The organism is Roseobacter sp. N2S, assembly GCF_031454055.1.
Classification (GTDB): domain Bacteria; phylum Pseudomonadota; class Alphaproteobacteria; order Rhodobacterales; family Rhodobacteraceae; genus Amylibacter.
On sequence record NZ_JAVDQB010000012.1, the window covers coordinates 88,702 to 105,554 of the forward strand.

At 60.6% G+C, this 16,853-nt stretch carries 23 protein-coding genes; 7 read left to right on the plus strand and 16 right to left on the minus strand.

Annotated features, from left to right (window positions below):
- Nucleotides 1–10 precede the first annotated feature (10 nt).
- The 4 genes from GGE09_RS20300 to GGE09_RS20315 are packed head-to-tail and all read left to right on the plus strand — an operon-like array spanning nt 11 to nt 2,956.
- Nucleotides 11–235 (plus strand): DUF2188 domain-containing protein, encoded by a 225-nt coding sequence (locus GGE09_RS20300; RefSeq protein ID WP_009815559.1) that lies wholly within the window; start codon nt 11–13, stop codon nt 233–235.
- Nucleotides 236–261: 26 nt separating this feature from the next.
- The gene (locus GGE09_RS20305) at nt 262–1,287 is read left to right on the plus strand and encodes a CBASS cGAMP-activated phospholipase (RefSeq protein ID WP_309747983.1); all 1,026 of its coding nucleotides are present in this window, start codon (nt 262–264) and stop codon (nt 1,285–1,287) included.
- Nucleotides 1,284–2,483, plus strand: coding sequence for a nucleotidyltransferase (locus GGE09_RS20310; protein ID WP_009815561.1), 1,200 nt, complete (start codon nt 1,284–1,286; stop codon nt 2,481–2,483). Before GGE09_RS20305 ends, GGE09_RS20310 begins: the two co-directional genes overlap by 4 nt.
- Complete coding sequence (locus GGE09_RS20315) at nt 2,483–2,956, plus strand: hypothetical protein (protein ID WP_009820225.1); 474 nt, start codon at nt 2,483–2,485, stop codon at nt 2,954–2,956. Before GGE09_RS20310 ends, GGE09_RS20315 begins: the two co-directional genes overlap by 1 nt.
- A gap of 136 nt (nt 2,957–3,092) precedes the next feature.
- Here the strand turns inward: GGE09_RS20315 and GGE09_RS20320 are convergent, their stop codons facing one another.
- Genes GGE09_RS20320 through GGE09_RS20390 form a run of 15 tightly spaced genes read right to left on the minus strand, consistent with a single transcriptional unit; the run spans nt 3,093 to nt 14,576 of the window.
- Nucleotides 3,093–4,172 carry a type IV secretion system protein gene (locus GGE09_RS20320; protein ID WP_309747984.1) on the minus strand — a complete coding sequence of 360 codons (1,080 nt, stop codon included), beginning with the start codon at nt 4,170–4,172 and terminating at the stop codon, nt 3,093–3,095.
- Nucleotides 4,173–4,178: 6 nt separating this feature from the next.
- Entirely contained in the window at nt 4,179–4,583 is a 405-nt protein-coding gene (locus GGE09_RS20325; protein WP_309747985.1) for a hypothetical protein, read from the minus strand.
- Nucleotides 4,580–4,768: a hypothetical protein gene (locus tag GGE09_RS20330; protein WP_309747986.1), complete on the minus strand. Its 189-nt coding sequence runs from the start codon at nt 4,766–4,768 to the stop codon at nt 4,580–4,582. The genes GGE09_RS20325 and GGE09_RS20330 overlap by 4 nt, the downstream gene beginning before the upstream one ends.
- Nucleotides 4,765–5,751, minus strand: coding sequence for an ATPase, T2SS/T4P/T4SS family (locus GGE09_RS20335; RefSeq protein ID WP_309747987.1), 987 nt, complete (start codon nt 5,749–5,751; stop codon nt 4,765–4,767). The genes GGE09_RS20330 and GGE09_RS20335 overlap by 4 nt, the downstream gene beginning before the upstream one ends.
- Before the next feature lie 4 nt (nt 5,752–5,755).
- Nucleotides 5,756–7,135 (minus strand): TrbI/VirB10 family protein, encoded by a 1,380-nt coding sequence (locus GGE09_RS20340; protein WP_309747988.1) that lies wholly within the window; start codon nt 7,133–7,135, stop codon nt 5,756–5,758.
- Nucleotides 7,132–7,827, minus strand: coding sequence for a TrbG/VirB9 family P-type conjugative transfer protein (locus GGE09_RS20345; RefSeq protein WP_309747989.1), 696 nt, complete (start codon nt 7,825–7,827; stop codon nt 7,132–7,134). The genes GGE09_RS20340 and GGE09_RS20345 overlap by 4 nt, the downstream gene beginning before the upstream one ends.
- A 2-nt stretch (nt 7,828–7,829) precedes the next feature.
- The gene (locus GGE09_RS20350; protein ID WP_309747990.1) at nt 7,830–8,483 is read right to left on the minus strand and encodes a type IV secretion system protein; all 654 of its coding nucleotides are present in this window, start codon (nt 8,481–8,483) and stop codon (nt 7,830–7,832) included.
- A gap of 17 nt (nt 8,484–8,500) precedes the next feature.
- Nucleotides 8,501–9,310, minus strand: a complete 810-nt coding sequence (locus GGE09_RS20355) for a type IV secretion system protein (protein ID WP_309747996.1) — start codon at nt 9,308–9,310, stop codon at nt 8,501–8,503.
- Nucleotides 9,310–10,470 (minus strand): lytic transglycosylase domain-containing protein, encoded by a 1,161-nt coding sequence (locus GGE09_RS20360; RefSeq protein WP_309747991.1) that lies wholly within the window; start codon nt 10,468–10,470, stop codon nt 9,310–9,312. Before GGE09_RS20360 ends, GGE09_RS20355 begins: the two co-directional genes overlap by 1 nt.
- Entirely contained in the window at nt 10,460–10,627 is a 168-nt protein-coding gene (locus GGE09_RS20365) for a hypothetical protein (RefSeq protein ID WP_024099338.1), read from the minus strand. Before GGE09_RS20365 ends, GGE09_RS20360 begins: the two co-directional genes overlap by 11 nt.
- Entirely contained in the window at nt 10,624–12,999 is a 2,376-nt protein-coding gene (locus GGE09_RS20370) for a type IV secretion system DNA-binding domain-containing protein (RefSeq protein WP_309747992.1), read from the minus strand. Before GGE09_RS20370 ends, GGE09_RS20365 begins: the two co-directional genes overlap by 4 nt.
- Nucleotides 12,989–13,267 (minus strand): VirB3 family type IV secretion system protein, encoded by a 279-nt coding sequence (locus tag GGE09_RS20375; RefSeq protein WP_309747993.1) that lies wholly within the window; start codon nt 13,265–13,267, stop codon nt 12,989–12,991. Before GGE09_RS20375 ends, GGE09_RS20370 begins: the two co-directional genes overlap by 11 nt.
- Nucleotides 13,260–13,553 (minus strand): TrbC/VirB2 family protein, encoded by a 294-nt coding sequence (locus GGE09_RS20380; protein WP_009808058.1) that lies wholly within the window; start codon nt 13,551–13,553, stop codon nt 13,260–13,262. Before GGE09_RS20380 ends, GGE09_RS20375 begins: the two co-directional genes overlap by 8 nt.
- Entirely contained in the window at nt 13,550–14,164 is a 615-nt protein-coding gene (locus tag GGE09_RS20385) for a lytic transglycosylase domain-containing protein (RefSeq protein WP_309747994.1), read from the minus strand. Before GGE09_RS20385 ends, GGE09_RS20380 begins: the two co-directional genes overlap by 4 nt.
- Before the next feature lie 43 nt (nt 14,165–14,207).
- On the minus strand, nt 14,208–14,576 hold the full coding sequence (locus tag GGE09_RS20390) for a hypothetical protein (protein WP_309747995.1): 369 nt from the start codon (nt 14,574–14,576) through the stop codon (nt 14,208–14,210).
- A 201-nt stretch (nt 14,577–14,777) separates the two neighbouring features.
- Between GGE09_RS20390 and GGE09_RS20395 the strand changes: the two genes are divergently transcribed.
- The 3 genes from GGE09_RS20395 (at nt 14,778) to GGE09_RS20405 (ending at nt 15,817) form a co-directional block, all read left to right on the plus strand.
- Nucleotides 14,778–15,038: a hypothetical protein gene (locus GGE09_RS20395; protein ID WP_309747997.1), complete on the plus strand. Its 261-nt coding sequence runs from the start codon at nt 14,778–14,780 to the stop codon at nt 15,036–15,038.
- A gap of 124 nt (nt 15,039–15,162) precedes the next feature.
- A complete protein-coding gene (locus GGE09_RS20400; protein ID WP_047997961.1) occupies nt 15,163–15,420 on the plus strand; it encodes a helix-turn-helix transcriptional regulator in 258 nt (85 codons plus the stop codon).
- 169 nt (nt 15,421–15,589) lie between these two features.
- Nucleotides 15,590–15,817 (plus strand): hypothetical protein, encoded by a 228-nt coding sequence (locus tag GGE09_RS20405; RefSeq protein ID WP_007120687.1) that lies wholly within the window; start codon nt 15,590–15,592, stop codon nt 15,815–15,817.
- Nucleotides 15,818–15,937: 120 nt separating this feature from the next.
- Here GGE09_RS20405 and GGE09_RS23465 read toward each other — a convergent pair whose 3' ends face one another.
- A complete protein-coding gene (locus GGE09_RS23465) occupies nt 15,938–16,684 on the minus strand; it encodes a hypothetical protein (RefSeq protein WP_348429799.1) in 747 nt (248 codons plus the stop codon).
- Between the last annotated feature and the right edge of the window lie 169 nt (nt 16,685–16,853).

The following is a 16,853-nucleotide window of genomic DNA, read 5'->3' on the forward strand; positions in this document are numbered from 1 at the left end:
GAGGCTTGAAATGTCTAAGAAAAATCAGCATGTTGTGCCGCATGAAAGCGGTTGGGCAGTGAAGGGGGCGGGTAACTCCCGCGCGTCTTCCGTCCACGGCACGCAGCGCGAGGCCATCACGGCCGCGCGGGAATCCGCCATTCGTCAGGGCAGCGAGATGCTGATCCACGGCGAGAACGGTCGCATCCGCGAGCGCAACACCTATGGCAAGGACCCGTATCCGCCGAAAGGCTGAAGGGCATAAGCGGAATGGATGTCAGGATGAGCAACGGTGGGAACAACAGGCAGATACGTCGCATCCTCTCCATCGACGGGGGCGGGATTAAGGGCACGATGCCCGCTGCATTCCTCGCGGGGCTCGAGGAAGATCTGGGCCAGCCCATTGGGCGCTATTTCGATCTCATCGCGGGCACATCGACGGGTGGCATCATCGCACTCGCCCTTGGCCTCGGCCGCACGGCAAAGGAACTGCTCGAGCTTTACGAGCGTCGCGGGCCTGTCATCTTCGGTCAGGACAATGCGGATGATGAACCGCTGGGGAGGATACGGCAGGCATGGCGCACCCTCACCGCCACAGGTCGGCACGTAGTCGGTCCAAAGCACGATGCGGCAATTCTTGCCCGTGAACTCAAGGCCGTTCTCAACAACGATCTGATCGGGCAATCACAGACCCGGTTGGTGATCCCGGCGTGGGATGCCGATCTCCGCAGCCCTTATATCTACAAGACCGCGCATCACACACGCCTGCAAACCGATTATCGCAAGACTGCGCTTGATGCCGCCCTGGCTACGGCAGCGGCACCTACGTATTTCAAGCGACATCGCACTGCTGATGATATTGGCCTGACCGATGGCGGGACATGGGCCAACAATCCCACAGCCATTGCTGTCGTCGAAGCCATCACTCTTCTGGGGTGGCATCCGTCAGACCTGCGCATTCTGAGCCTGGGGTGTCTGGACGAAGTCTACATGCTGCCCGAAAGTCCAGGGTTTGCCGGACTCGGCCTCAAAGTCCTCAACCTTTACGCGGATGGGCAATCACATGGCGCCCTCGGCATGGCAAAACTTCTGACGGGACACCCTTACGATGGGGATCGCATCTACCGCATTTCGCCGTCTGTCCCGAGCGGGTTTTTTACCTTGGATGACACCACGAAGATCGGCCGCCTCAAGGGCCTCGGTATGTCAGAAGCCCGAAAAGCAAAGCCCCACCTGACCCCGATCTTTTTCACCCAGCCTGCCGATACCTTCGTGCCGGTCTATCAACTCAAGGAGAAAGCGGCATGAATCAGATGTTGCGACAGCCGCTGACCGACAGTGATATTCGGCGGCGCACGCAGATATTCACCATCCTGGACGAGATAGGCGAGGATCTGGACCTCACCGAAACCCAGTTTGATCGTGCGCGCCAGAGCTATGGTGCCGTCGGAGACTGGCTGTCCGGTTCAACTGATCCCCTACTCGTCAGTGTTCTGGTCTATCTCCAAGGGTCCAGTGCGCTTGGAACGGCCGTGAAGCCAATCGGGCGGCGGGAATTCGATGTCGATCTGATCTGCTTTTGTGCAGGTATCGCGTCCGGCATCTCACCAGCGACCCTGAAGGCGGCGGTTGGAAACCGGCTCAAGGAACACGCCACCTATGTGCGCCTTCTCGAAGAAAAAAAGCGTTGTTGGCGTCTGAACTATGCGGGGGACTTCCACCTCGACCTATCCCCGACGATAGCAAACCCGGTCTGCGGCAACCGGGGCGAATTGGTGCCCGACCGGGCTCTGAAGGAATGGCATCCGACAAACCCGCGGGCCTACAAGACCCTGTTCGATGAGCGCGCCGCACTCCGGCCTACCTTTGTGGGCAAGTTTATCGCCATGCAGCGGGACGAGGCGACGGTGGAGCCGTTCCCCGTCCGAGAAGCAGTGAAAGGCATCCTGCGCCGCATCGTGCAATTGCTCAAACGGCACCGCGACGTTTTTTATCAGAACAACACGCAAGACGTGGCCCCGATTTCCGTTATCATTACCACCCTTGCGATGCAGTCCTATGCCTATTGCGTGCGCAACCACGTCTTCCATGACGAAATGGATCTGTTGGTCGAAACGATCCGGATGATGCCGCACTTCATCGACCGCCCCATTCTGGACGGACGGCGGGGCTATGCCATCCTGAACGAGACAACCAACGGGGAAAACTTCGCCGACAATTGGAACAAGGATGAACGCCGGGCACCAGCATTCTATGCGTGGCACGCACAAGCTCTGTCCGACTTTGAAGTCCTTCGCGATGCTGTTGGTCAGGACCGTGTGTCATTGAACATGGAGCGTTCGTTCGGTTCCGGTGTCACCGGACGGGTTCTCGGCAACCGCGTCAATGCGGTGTCGGATGGTCGCAAATCGGGTCTGCTTTCTGTCGCACCTGTGGTCGGGCTGACGACATCGAAGGTCGCAGCATCAACGACCGTGCCCACAAATACGTTCTTCGGTGATTGATGATAGGACGAGGCGGGCAATACGACCTGACCCTGTCGCAGCAGCTGCTGTTCCTGAAGGCAAGCCCGGCTATCAGTGGTGTGGGGCAGGTCCGCGCAAACAAATTGACATGGCAAGAGCCTATACAACCGACCGCCTTGGCGCGCTCCTACCTTGCCACTATCACGCTTCAGCCGGGTCAAACGCCCGGTGTTCAGATAGACGACCCGGATCTGGAGTTGCTGGCGGCAGGGCGTCCTTTGCCTCACGTCTACAGAGATCCGCTGCGCCTTTGTCTTTATCTTCCAGGTGCCAGGGAATGGGACGCGCGGAAGCGGATCGACCAAACCATCATTCCGTGGACTTACCTTTGGCTCTATTATTTCGAAGATTGGCTTTGGTCAGACGACTGGAAAGGTGAAGGGCAACACCCCGGCGAAGAGCCTGAGCCAGTTGGCAATCGGGCGATGCGCAGGGCCGTGGCACGGTGCTAAAATTGTCGATTCCGCCTGTGGCAGAAACGGTCGTGTTTGGCCACGTGCCTTGTGTCGCGAGGGATCAACCGTTTAGCAATGACAAAAACCCGCGGCGAAACCTTTGCAGTTTTGGCAAGTTTTTGGCACCTGGCTGTCACCGCCTGCCCAACCTACCAAGTCTCGAAAGCTGTGCCAGCATTCGGGCGCCTGTTCCGGTTGCGTCACCCGGACGAGCCGCAGTTGGCCCTCCAGCAGTATTTGGCCGGCTCGGCAAGGCTTGCACGCCGAAGAATTGTCGCGCTCGAAGGGCTGCGTATTCAGCCCCAGTTGCGCCACCGATGGCATAGCGATTGTAAACTTGTTGGCTACCTGCAAGCCCTCTGGCGAAGGCATAGCTTCCCCCGAACCCGGCTGAGAGTGCTGGCATCATGATGTTTCCGGAAATCGCCCGAACCAAGAAAGGCGTTGCTATGATGAAACCCTTTGCCATCAGCACCATCATGAAAAATGGGATAAGGGCCCCTATGTTCGAGGCTCCCTCCGGGTCGCCAAGCTCGGCAAGAAGCGCCCGAGAGACCCCCGTGATCGTCGCGAACACTCCGGCGACGACGATCGGATACATCGCGAATGAAATGAGCGCGGATAGCCAGCGCGCGAAATAATCCTTGGTCACCTCGAACAGGGTCAAGAAGATCATCACTGGCGCAATGCCAATTAGCAGAGCGATCATGAGCCGGGACGCCACAACAATGAACGCCGCCAACCCGCCAAGAATCGAGAGCAGCAGAACCCCAAGTGTATCAAGCAAGGCACCCGCCATCCAGTTCAGCTCAGATCCCGCAGCATTCAGATAGTCCCCGAGCGCTGCAATCAGTTCGTCAAATTCCTCTGCAAAGGTACCGGACGGACCAGGTGATCCGCCGCCGACAGAAGCCACAAGGGCCCCGGCAATGCTGTCGATTCCGTTAAGTATTGCTGAGGCAAGCGCATTGAACTGGACCCAGTTGGACGCGAAGATCCCTATCAGTCCGACCTTCACGGCCAGCCAAAAGGCAGTTCGGCCGTCCATGGCGCGATACTGGTAGATCATGTTGATGAAGACCAAAATGACAACCAGTGTCGTTCCCAGAACCAGTAGCGTGCCAACCGTTGCAGCGACCGCGCCAAACTGGGTCTCGGCAGCGGTTTCCAGATAGCCTTCAGCCGTTTCCACGAAGTAGGTGACGACGCTCATGGATTGCTACCAGTTGCCAGCTGCTTCGCAGATAGGCATTGCGGCGCTGCGCAGTTCATTTGCCTGCCGCCGGTATTTGGACGTCGCTTCGACAACGTCCCAGTATTCAGATGAGGCGTAGCGCTCGGTGTAGACGCGTACGGTGGCCTCCCAAGTCGGATACCGTATGGGACAGTCACAGCTTTGCGCGTCAACGATGCGTTTCATGCTTTCAGCTCGGTAGATCTGTTGGATCAAGAGGCGCTTGTAGGACTCGCGTACATCAATGTTCTGGATCCACGCCGGCTCGGGTGGCTGGTCTGGGCAAACATCTGGGTGGTTGTCAAGCGTCGGGATCAGGTTCCGCTCTGCTACGCCAGCAGTTGTGCCAAAGATCAGGAGCAGGCCAGCGACTGCAATAGTCCGAGTCATTCCGATGCCGCCTTCATTGTACCAGTCTCACGCTTCAAGAAAGTGGTGTAGCCGTAGTCGCCGGCTTCGGCGGTGATGACCTCCCACCCTTCCGCGCCGCGCTCATTCAAGGCACGTCGCATCTCGGCGTAGTCCTTTTGCTTCTTCACCGGAAAGGACAAGATATCGTATTCAAAGGTCTTCATTGGGAAGTTCCAATCTCAGTTGCGCCGGGGAGGTAGAATTCGGTGATGCCGCGTTTGCCGTCATGCCGACCGGCCTGGATGATCACATCGATGGAGTTCTCGATGTACTGGATCATGTCGGCATAAGTCATCGGGATCTCGGTCTTCAGTGCTGCGATCGCAAGCCGCTGCACGGCCAATTGCGGGGTTTCGGCATGCAGTGTGGTCATTGACCCGCCATGGCCAGTGTTGATGGCTTCCAGAAAGGTCATGGCCTCCTTGCCGCGCACCTCGCCGAGAATGATCCGGTCGGGCCGCATGCGGAGCGTCGCAGTGAGAAGCACATCGGCGGTTTGGAACTCTGCGTCGCGATTGGCGATGAGGGTCACGGCATTTGGCTGGGTCGGCAGAAGCTCGGCCGCTTCTTCGATGGTCACGATGCGTTCCTCGGCCGGTACGTGAGAGAGGATCTTGCGCGCGGCCACGGTCTTGCCGGTGGAGGTGCCACCTGAGACGATCATGTTGAGTTTGTTCTCGACGCAGAAGGTAAGCGCATCATCGATCAAACCCGCGGCCACCACGGCGCGTAAGGCGCGCTTCTTTTCCACGCGCAGGTCTTCGAGCTTGCGTTCTTTGCCATAGAGAAAATCGAGCGCAATGCCTTCAAGTGGCAGGCTTGAGAAGAACCGCAGGCTGATCGACATGGCCGAGAGCACGGCGGGCGGGGTGATGACCTGTGCGCGGATCGGGCGACCCTTATAGGTGATCGAGACCGAGACGATGGGGCGGTCCTTGCTCATCGTGGTATTGGCTGAGGAGGCGATCTGGTTGCCGAGGTCCCTGACCTGAACGCCCGTCAGCCTTTGATCCAGCGCGCGCATGAAATGATCGCCCTGGAATTCTCCCCAGCAGGTCCCGTCGGGGTTGATGCAGATCTCGATCACATCGTCGCGGGCGGCGGCGTCGATCCGGTCGAGCGAGGTTTCGAGATAGCTCAGCGACATGGGCTCAGAATATCTCCAGATCGCGGTCGACCATGACCGTGACGCGTGCGCCTTGGTCGACATAGATGACGGGGCCGATGGAGAGGTAATCGCCAATGACGCTGTCCGTGGCATCTGCCAGATCATCGCCAACGTCTTCGAGAACGTCGGCGGCAGTCTCATCCTGGACCTCGGAGGCGGCGGCACTTGGCGCGGAGGAAATCAGCGAGATCAGGGCGGCCGACCCGAAACGCTCGGCAAAGCGCGTGTCCACAAAACCGGTAACACCGGAGCGACCCAGTTCATCGCCCCCGAAAGAGCTGATCTGGACGGTTTGGCCCGCGGGCAGGATGATCCGGTCCCAAGCGATCGTCACGCGGCGCTGCGCGATATCCACGCCGGCGCGGTAGCGCCCGATGAGGCGGGAGCCGCGTGGGATCAAAAGGCGCGTGCCGTCGACGCTGTAGACATCCTCGGAGACCACGGCACGGGTCTGGCCGGGCAGGGAGCTGTCGAGGGCGGTTTCCATGACGGCCTGGATCATGGTGCCCTGGATGATGGTGTTGGAGGGATTGGCGATCACCTCGGCCTGCGTCACCGTCGAGGGCAGCGCCCCGTTCAGCACGAAATCCGTCACCTCGCCGAAGGTGCGTTCGGTCAGAGCTGTTTCATTCGCTCCGGAGGCACCGCCAAAAGCGATGGTGGGCGAGGCGATGCGCCGCTCCTGGAAGGCGCGTTCCTCCGCGGCGCGGCGCTCCAGCTCGGCCATGCGCCGGGCTTCTTCCTCCCGGCGCAGTCGCTCTTGCTCGCGTGCGCGCAGCTCATCTTCCGTGGGGCCCGCTGGGGCGGGTTGGGGTCGGCTGGCCTCGAGTTGGGCCAGTTCCAGATCCATGCGGAGTTGCTCAAGGCTGCGATCCCGCGCCGTCAGTTCGTCCTGGAACCGTTGCTGTGCGGCTTCCGAGGCGGCTTGCAGCGCAGCGATCTGAGCGGTCAGCGCGTCAATTGCCTCTGCGGCGGCGGTGTCTTCCTCGACGACTGGTTCAGGGGCGTTGCGCAACTCCTCGATCTGGGCCTGCAGGGCGGTGATCTGCGCCAGAAGCTCGGCATTGGGCTCAACGGGGTCTGGTCCGACGAACACAACCTCGGGCTCGGGCGGGGGCAAGGTCTCGATGGCGCCAAAGCCGTCCCCCTCGTTTTGGAAGACGTCCGGGGTGGCCGTCGGCAAGGCTTCCTCTGCGTCGGGCTGTGAGAGGAGATAAAGCAGGGCACCACCCGCGCCGATGACGAGGATCACGATCAGCGCGAGAAGGGGCGACCGGCGCTGCGCCGCTATGGGGGCGCGGGCACTGCCTTTCTCAAGGGCGGCGAGGCGTTTTTCCAGCTCGGTGTTCCCGGTATCGCTCATGAGGTGGCCTCCGCGGGCGGTGTTGCCTCGATGCAGACCACCTCTTCGCCAAGTCGCAGGACCCATTGGCGGTTCACGCCGCTGACACGGATCACGCCGTCTTCAGCAGTTTGCGTGTTGACCGTGCGCTCGCGGCCGCCCGCGTAGCGGAAGATCGCGGGCACAGGGGCGTTTCTTGGAAAGGCGAAATACGTGAACGTCCCGTCATCCCAAATGCGGGTTGGTGTGAACTCGGTCCGCGCGCTGGCGCCGTAGTTGTAGTTCGGCGCTTGGGCGGCGATGGCCCGGGTCGGGCGCGCATCGTCCTCCGGATAGCGGAACTGCACCACGTAGAAGGTTGGGCTGCGGACCTCCTGGACGTTGAAGTAGTAGCTCCGGCGGTTCGTATAGACTGTCACATTGGTATGCACCCCGCGCGCCACAGGCTTGATCGCGAAGGCCTGACCGCCCGGGACGCCGTCGATCTCGAAGCCCTCGGTGTCGCCCGCGATTATCGAGCGGATGCTTTCGCCCTCGCCGAACTCGATGGTGGTCACATGGGTGAGCGACACGCTGAGACGGTAGACCTGACCCTCCTGGTAGGTGGCCAAGCGCACTCGGCTGTCGTTGGGACCGCCACGCGGGATGGCTTCGGCAGAGGCGAGGCCGGGCAACAGGGCAATGACAAAAATAAGCGATCTTATAAACAACAACGTCAGTTCTCCAATCTGTCGGAGCGGATGGAATATTCGAGGACGGTGAAGCCGAATGGATTGGTCCAGACCTCATCGATGGAGCGGCGGGTCTCCGGGCGGAACTCGAAGAGAAGCGTCGCGGTGAAGAGCCCGGTTTGGGTGCCGTTGATGGAGGTCAGACGCTTGCGCAGGCGCACCGTGGCGCGGTTGGTGCCGATCCGGTTGATGCTGAGGATTTCCACGTCGAGCCGTGCATTGGGGCCATAAACCGTCGGCGGGTAGTTCTCGTTGGCGCTGTTCCAAATCTGTCGCAACCCGCCCTCGGCGGCCCCATCCGAGCGGCGCAGGACGCTGCGGATGCGCAGATCGTTATCGAGCTGATTGTAGACCTCGCGATCGGTCACATAGCGGAAGACCTCCGCCTCGATGATCGCTTGGTTGGCGGTGACGGATGTGGCCCCAACGGACGCCTCGGGCAGGGCAAAACCAGTGGCGGGATCATAGGGGACAACGACGGGGGGTGGGTCGACATCGAGGATCGAGACTGCCGCTGCGCTCAGACAGCCGATGATGCCGAAGACAAGACCTGTCAGACCAAGACGCTGCCAAAGCCGTTCGCGGCGCAAGGCACCGTAGACCAGTTCTTCCTCGATGATTTCTTGTTCAGTCGCCACCCGTCATGCCCCCGCGATCACTCGGCCCGGAGGTCCGGCAAGGTGAAATCCATGAAGCGCTGCTCTTCGGCGATGGTGGCGGCATCGATCACGCCGCCGGTGCCATCGGCGACGGTTTGCACCGCTTCGAGCTGCCACATGGCGACAAGCGCGATGGCAAGTTCGGCCGTCACGCGCGTGTTGAGATCGACGCTTTCCTTCAGCTCATCCATGTCGTCGATGAGCCCGACCAGTCGGTCGACGCGTTCAAGGGATTGCCCGGCATCCTCATAGCTGTTCTGCGCCGCTGCCGAGACGAGCGCGCCGGTTGTCGCTTGCGTGGCAACACGGTTCGCGCCGGGATTGCCGCTGGTCGCCATTTCCGAGAGCGTGTCTTCATCGAAGCCGAGATCGGCCAGAACGCGGTCCATCTGGGTTTCGATTTCGCCTGCGCCAGAGCCCGCGAGGCCCGAGAAATCCCCAGTCTTGATCGCCTCAATCGTGGCGAGGATGTCGCCGAATTCCTGGTCAAGGAGGCCATTCAACTCGTCCTCCATTTCCGTTCGAATGATTTCCGGAAGCTCGGCGAGGCGGGTGAGCGCTTCATAGGTTCTTTGCAGCTCCGCGAGTTGATCCGTGAGCGTGGCAAGCTGTTCGCGGAGCTGCGTCAGCTGCTCGTTTTGCAGGATCTCGTCTTCGATCATCTGCCGCAGCTGCTGGATGTTTTGCGCGATGTTCTGGGTGTCGACGACCGGTACACCTTGTGCTGCGGCAGGGGGTAGGGCGCTGAACTGCAAGCCAACGCCAAGTGTTGTGGCCAAAGCTGTCCTCAAGAGCAGATGTCCCATCATTCAATCTCCCTGATCGTAAAAGTAAAATCCATGAACGCGCTTTCGGCCATGCGGGCGCTGGCCTGGGCCAGCTCTTCGGCGGAGAGCACGCGGGTGCGGGCGGCCTGAAGCCGGATGCGGGCAGCCACGAGACGCACGAGTTCGGCGCGGGCATAGGTGTTGAGCGCGACGCTCTCCTGCACGTCCTCGGTTTCGGAAATCCGCGTGACGATGTCGGAGATGCGCAGGGCGGCTTGGCGGATCGCGGCGGGGGAATTGGAGCCGTAGAACGCTGCCCCATGACCCGTAATCGAGAGGTTGGCATTGGCGAGAAGCGCCGGATCGATCGTGCCAAGCGCTTCGATCCCGCCGATACGGCTCAGATAGAGATTGTAGCGTTCAGGGATGACCGACACGTAGTGCTGGGTCTCGCGGAAGGGTGGCACACCGCCATACTCGAAAACCCGGCCGGGTCCGGCGTTATAGGCCGCGAGGGCGTTGATGATGTTGCCATCGAATGTGTTGAGCTGGGTCGCGAGATAGCGCGCGCCGCCATGCACCTGAAGATAGGGGCTGTCGTAATATTCCGGGTTTATGCCCAGATCGCTGGCGGTGCCAGGCATGATCTGGGTGAGGCCATAGGCGCCGACGGGAGAGCGTGCACCGATGGTGAAACGGCTTTCCTGCCAGATGAGCGCTTGCAGCAACGCGCGCCACTGGACGGGTGAGAGCCCTGCGCGGCCTACACCCGCAAAGCCGCTGGTTTCCTGGGCGACGCGGATGATGAGCTGCTCGATGTTCTCGGCGGCGTCGCCGAACATCTGCGCACCGCCGGGGTTGGGGTCGATCTCGCCCGTGCCATAGACGGCTTCTACGGCGCGTTCGGGATCGCCACTGACGCCCTCAAGCCCCGAGACCATGGCCGGCAGGCCCTGACCGCCGAAGCTGGTCTGGGCATCGAGGATGCGTCGCAGGGTTTCCAGCTGCTCCCGTTCGATCTCGGCGATGAGTTCACGCACTGCAAGCTTGTCGGCCTGGATCGCCAGATCGGCCTCGCGATCGCCAGTTTCGACGATGTCGCGCGCGGTCAACCCACTGTCATTGGTGGGTACGCCTTGTGCGGCGACCAGACTGGGCAGCAGGCAAAACGCCAGGATATGAGGCAGGCTAGACTTCAATGTCGCCCTCCGGCGCATCTAGAGGCGTGAAGGTGCAATCAGGCGCGACAGGGGCTGTCGAGGCCAGGAAGGTGAAGCAGTTTGCCTGCGGTTCGCGATACTGCGCACAGGAAGCGAGCAGGCCGAGTGCTGTCAGGGACAAGAGAATACGGATCATGAAAACCTCCAGAAGTCAGCGCGGTCGCGGTAATCGGGGCCGACGAGCGCCTCGCCTTTCTCCATGCCGCCGAGGATGGTGAGATTGGGCCCAAGGGCGCTCAGATCGGCATCGACGACGATCGAGCCCTGATCGTCACGGATGAGCGCCAAGCGGCTGTTGCTGCCGGTGTTGAGAAGGACGTCGAGCTCCTTCTCCGAGAGGTTCAGCATGGCGTAATCCGCTGCATTGGCGCGGATATTGGGCAGCAGGATCTGCGTTGGAACGGCCTCGACGATGGTCTTGCCGGTCCGGGTGCGTTCGAGCTGGCTTGCGTATTGCGTCATCATCACGGCAACCGTGTTTTGCTTGCGCGCCGTCACCAGCCAGTTCGACAGCCGCTCGGCGAAATACGCGTTGTCGAGCGCCTTCCAGGCCTCGTCGATCACGATGATGGTGGGGCGGCGGTCCTCGATCTCGCGCTCGACCCTGCGGAAAAGATAGGAGAGGACCGCCATCCGCTCCTTGTCGGCCTCGCTGTCGAGAATGCCGGTCAGATCAAAGCCCACCACATCGCCTTTGAGCGAGAACGTGTCCTCAAGGCTCTGCCCGAAGATCCAGCCATAGCGGCCCTCTTCGGTCCATTCGAGCAAGCGCTGGTGCAGATCGCCGCCATCATCGGTGGACACGAAGAGCGATGCGAAATCCCGCCAGTTCCGCAGGGCCGGATTGGTGGCCTGGGCGTTCTGGCGCACCACTTCTTGGATGCGATTGGTCTGTGCCGGTGTGAGCGGCTTGTCGGCGCGGTAAAGAAGCGTGGCAAGCCAGTCCGAGAGCCACGCGGTGCCCCGCGCATCGGTCTCGGTCCAAAGCGGATTGAGACCCGTGGGCTGACCGGCGTTCAGGGACGCGTAGCGTCCGCCATTGGCGCGGACCGCCATCTCCATACCGAGACGGTAGTCGAAGACGAAGACCCGCGCCCCTGCGCGACGGGCTTGCGTCATCAGAAAGGCCGAAAGCACCGATTTGCCCGACCCGGGCCGTCCCATGATCAGGGTATGGCCGCTTGTCGGTTCTTTGTCCGGGCTGCCCTGCTCGTGATAGGAGAAGCGGTAGGCGCTCTGCTCCGGTGTGGGCAGATAGGTGATGACCCGGCCCCAGGGGGTTTTCGCAGGCGGCTTGCCGAGCTGCGTCCGGTGAAAGGCCGCGAAATCCGCGAAGTTGCGATTGGTGACGGCGCTGGCCCGCACGCGCTTGGGCTGGTTGCCGGGATGCTGGCTGAGGTAATGCGCCTTGGCCGCGACCCGCTCGCCAATCATCTTCACGCCCTCGGTCGCGGCGGCGTTCACGATCTCGGCGCTGAGGGTTTGCAGTTCTTCGAGCGTGTCGCAGAAGAGCGTAACGACCATATGGTGCTCGCCGAAGCTCTGGCGCTTGGCCTCGAGATCATCGGCGGCGATGTCGAGCGCTTCCAGGAGGGAGAGGGCCGCATCCTGGCTGGCCTGCATCTGGCGCTTTTGCCGCTTGATGCGGCCCGCCATGAGGTTCGAATTGATCGGCGTGAAGGAATGGGTGACGATCATGTCGACCGGCAGGTTCAGCATGTCGAACATGGTGCAGGAGGTGTCTTCCGAGTATTCTCCGATGGTGAAGCTCTTGCCGTAGCGGTGGCCCACGACGCCCTCGGAAAGCTCGAAATGGTCGCCGTGAAACGTAACGCGGGTATTGGCGACGTTGAAGGACAGAAAGCCGTAGGTGTTGGCCGGGTAGAGCGGCAGCTCGGTGCCCGTGTTGAGCGCGCCCAAAAATCCCACCAACTCTCCCGATCCGGCTGACAGCAGGCGCGGCTTGAGCTCGGTAAGCCCCGAGAGGAAGACGTTCACGGCCTCACCGAGGCGCTGCAGGCGTTTGCGGGTCTCCTCCTTCAGTCGGTCCGGCGCGCTGCGGCCGAGGTGCGGCAGGAGGCTTTTCGGAGGCGGGCGGTGAATGACGGTGAGCGTCAGTGTTTTGTCGCGGAGCCCGCTGGTCTCAAGTTTCGCGCGCCAGCGCCGGTCCACCTCGCCCGCGAAGCTGTCCTCAAGGGTGGGGTCGAGATCAGGTTTGATGGCCTTGGAGACCTTGTGGACGTAATAGCTGAATTCCGGCCCGAGTTGCGCGACGATGCGGGCAAAAAGCGCCGTAACCTTGTCGAGATAGGCATCGTCCGTCGTGTAGCTGTTGATCCCCTCGAGCCGGATGCAGCGGAAGAGTTCGTTCACCCGGGTCCGCACGGTCTGGTCGTCAACGAGGCTCACATAGGGCAGCATATGCGCGAGGCGGGTCTCGCGCGCATACCAGTCCGGCGTCATTGTGCGTGGGTCGAGCGCAGCATCACGGGCGTCATCACGGGGCATAGCTGTCCCCGCCATGGATGCTGCGGTTTCGCGTGGGCGGCGTCTCCTGCAGCGCTGTCATCATCACGTCGATGAAACGCGGGTCCCAATCGGCCGCTTTCCAAAGGGCGGGATAGAGCACAATCGCAACCCCAAGGATCACGATGTGCTGGACCCATACGAACAGCAGCACCGAGCCAAAGAGCCAGACCATCGCATACATGATGGGCAGGCCTAGAAGCTTGGGCGGGCGCACGAGGCCGAGAAAGAGGGGCGAGCGCTCAGCCACCGGCAAAGACCGCGGCAACGATCGTCGGGGCGGCCGCGACACCGGCGATGCCGACGAGGACCCAGAGCGCCTGGCGCAGATCGATGATGTTGAAGAACCAGCTGAGAAAGACCCCGAGAACGGCAAGCGTCGCGATGACAACGCCAAGTGGGCCGGTCAGCGCATCGACGATGCCCTGCAACAGGCTCTGGATCGGGGAGAGATCAATGCTCTGGGCGAGGGCGGGTTCGGCAATCAGCAGGAATAGCGCCAGCGAGGCGACAAAGAGGTGTGAAATCTGTTTCATGAATTTGATCCTTCCAATCGGGCCACGACAGCCATGACGCGGGCCACGTGGTTCTGGGTTTCTCGGTAGGGGGGAACGCTGCCATACTGGCGGACCGCATCGGGTCCGGCGTTGTAGGCAGCCAGCGCCAGGTGCGGATCGCCGAACGTCTCCAGCATCATCGCGAGGTAGCGGGCGGAGCCGTCAAGGTTCTGCAGCGGATCACGCGGGTCGACGCCCAGATCACGCGCCGTCGCTGGCATCAATTGACCAAGGCCAATGGCACCTGCACTTGAAATCGCATCCTGCCGGTAGGCGCTCTCAACCTCGATATTGGCTCGATAGAGGGTCAGCCAATCCGTGACGGACAGACCCGCGCGGCGAAGACCGGGATGGCCGGCATAGCGCAGGGCGGTGGTCTGAATCCCGGAGAGGACATCGGCGCGGGGCAGGGGAGTCGGGCGGGCAAGGGCCGCGACTTGGACGCCCTCTTGCTCGGCCTCTACCTCGCCGAAGATCGCGATCCCATCGGAGGCCGAACCCTGACCAATCCCGTCATTGTAGTTTCGGGCAAAGCTGCTTTGGGAGCGGGACGGCGTCAGGGAGCCGTCGCTCTCCATGACCAGCACCATTTGCGCTGAGGCTGGCGCGGCGACCAGCCAGAGGCAGACGAGGTTACTTGCCAGCGCCCTTGTCTGATGGGGCTTTGTCTGGCGGGGCGAGTTTATGCGTACGGCTTGTACCCGCCTCAAGCGGCAGGTCGACATGCGCAAAGCCAAGGCCAATGAAGAAAGACACCACGCCGGAGATCGTCTTGAACTCGCGGATCTTGATGTCGCTATAGGTCGTGCGGGTACGGGCAGTGACCAGCAGCTTTTCCACCCCGTCATCAGAGACAACGCGCATGATCCAGACCCCGTAATAGCTGGGGCCTTTCTTATGTGCCGACTCCTGGCACAGGATTTCTGCGCTATGGCCGCTTTCCACGAGCTCGCGGAACCTGGCTTCCGTAACCACATTTGGTGCTTCGATGTCCCAGTTCATGGCCCGGCTCACGCTTTCTCCAATGGCGCGACCCTGGGCATTCCTACTTGAAGCCCAGAGTTACGATAGTATACTATCAACCGCAAGATGTAATATCGTGCTTTAGCTGTAGTTTGGTTACGCGAACACTAGTCACGGCCAGTGTCCGCGATCAAGGAGATAACAGGTTTGAGAAACCCAAGGTTGACATGCCTGCTCCCATTGCAAGCTGTGGTCCTTCTGATCTGCGTTCCCGGGCCGGTTTTGGCGGAATCCTGCTTCGCCCCGGCCCGTCCTTTCCTACCAAGCGATTCGCAGGCAGCGCGGGACTATGCGGACATCATCCGTGGCGATTTCGAAGATTACATCCAGGATATCCAGAGCTACTTCCGTTGCCTCGACGGCGAACGCGCCCGCGCCTTCGAGGAAGCGCGCGAAGTCAGTGAGGACTATGGCCGATTTCTGCAATTGGTAGGGGATTGATGGGCAACCTCGGGAGCATCAGACTTGCAGCCCATGGAAACCAGACGCCGATAACACCCTCAAATATCTACTTTTTAGATAACAGATTTCATCCGCTAGCGACGTCACAAAAGGTATGTGACGCGTGGCAAAGACAATCAGAAGCACGGGACAGGTGGCACTCTGCCAAGCATTGGTCGACGCCCGTGTCAAAGCGGGCCTTGGTCAGAAAGACTTGGCGGACAGGCTCAGATGCCACCAATCCCTTATTGCCCGTCTTGAAAGCGGCCAGCGCCGGGTTGACGTCGTCGAACTGGTCGTTTTGGCCCGCGCCATCGGCTTTGACCCGTTCGAAGTTCTGGCGATCGTTGAAGCCGCCACGGAGCCCGACCACAGGATTTGAAGCCAATGAATTGTTGAGAACACGGGAACCCATTTTCCCGGTCTGATGAGCACTCCCTCATCTAGAACCAGTTAGCCAAAATCAACGAAGTCCGGCGCGCGGTCGTAGTGAACGCTCTGCAACCCCACGCCGCAATTCGCAGCGCCACAGTGCAGGAAGTCAGTAAACAGTGAACGATGATAAGGGTGAGGGCGTCGCGATCGCCAATCTGATCGGGACCGATGGGTGCAGTGTTGTTGGTTGGGTTTATCGCTGGAGTACAGGCTCACATGCGGTGATGTGGGACGTCCAAGGGCCCCAGCCGGTATCGGAAACCCGGCCGGATATAAGTGACGAACAGAAGCAAGAAATCGACTTCGATGCGCTGACGAGGATCGGAAGAAGCGACGACAGGTGAACAGAGCGAACCCGCAGTGTTTGCCGAAACGCCAAACAGCATGTGGACCGCGACGCGTATGCGGTGCGGTCGTACACGTCAAAGAAGCCGTCTTCCGAGACAAATCTACGTGGCGGCAGGTCAGTAGTTCACCTGCTCGAACCCGTAGTTGCCCTCATAGTCACGCCAATCGACGAAAACGGATCGGTGATAAATGCCAGGGCAATGCTCGCCCCAGTGTTCAAGACCTACGTGAGCCGAAGGAAGGGCAGTGACGGAAGACCTTTGCCAGGCGAAGTCACCTTGGGTCCCATATGTGCCGAGGACCACGGTCGCACTTCGGTTGCAATCCCCATCGCGCCCGGACTCGTGTTGTCGTGCATACCTTACATCGAAGACGCGGATGGACCGTACGAAATTGAATTCAGGTCCGCTGATATCGATGTCCGCGCGGTCCTGAATGAGCCGGAGGGTCCAGTCGGAGGGAACAAGGTACTCACGGGCATCTGAAGCGCGCCAATCAACCTCAATTGGGTCAACGGCATCGCGCTCTGGAAAGGACTGTCGCGGTCCAGCGCTGTTATTTTGGAAGAACGCATCAAAGATGCGGTTTGTACTGTTTGATGATGGAGCGGCCTCAAAGGACGCGCCCATGGGACAGCGCCAGATTTGCAGCGGCGGTTCCACCGGCCAAGGGGTAATCCGCCGGATGAATTCGGCGCGAGCCCGAGCGCAAGGGACGGAAGCGGGCCAGCCGCCAGACAAGCAGAGTAGGATCGCGCAATCGATAGGGTATGTCTGCGCGCGGGCGGGTATCGGTAGCGAAGAACCTGTCACGGTCAAAGCGACTGCGAGCGAGGGGAGGATCTTCGTGAGTATATGGCGCATGCTGAGGAGCCTCCGTGACAGGAGTTCAGCATACATACGATAATATACTATCGCAACGCTAAATATTAAAACGCATAATAAAGTTTATGTTAATTATGAAAGTGCTCCTTCAAAAATCCGAGAGTCCATCTTATGTTAAATCTTTAATAAAATCGGCGCTGTTTGAATA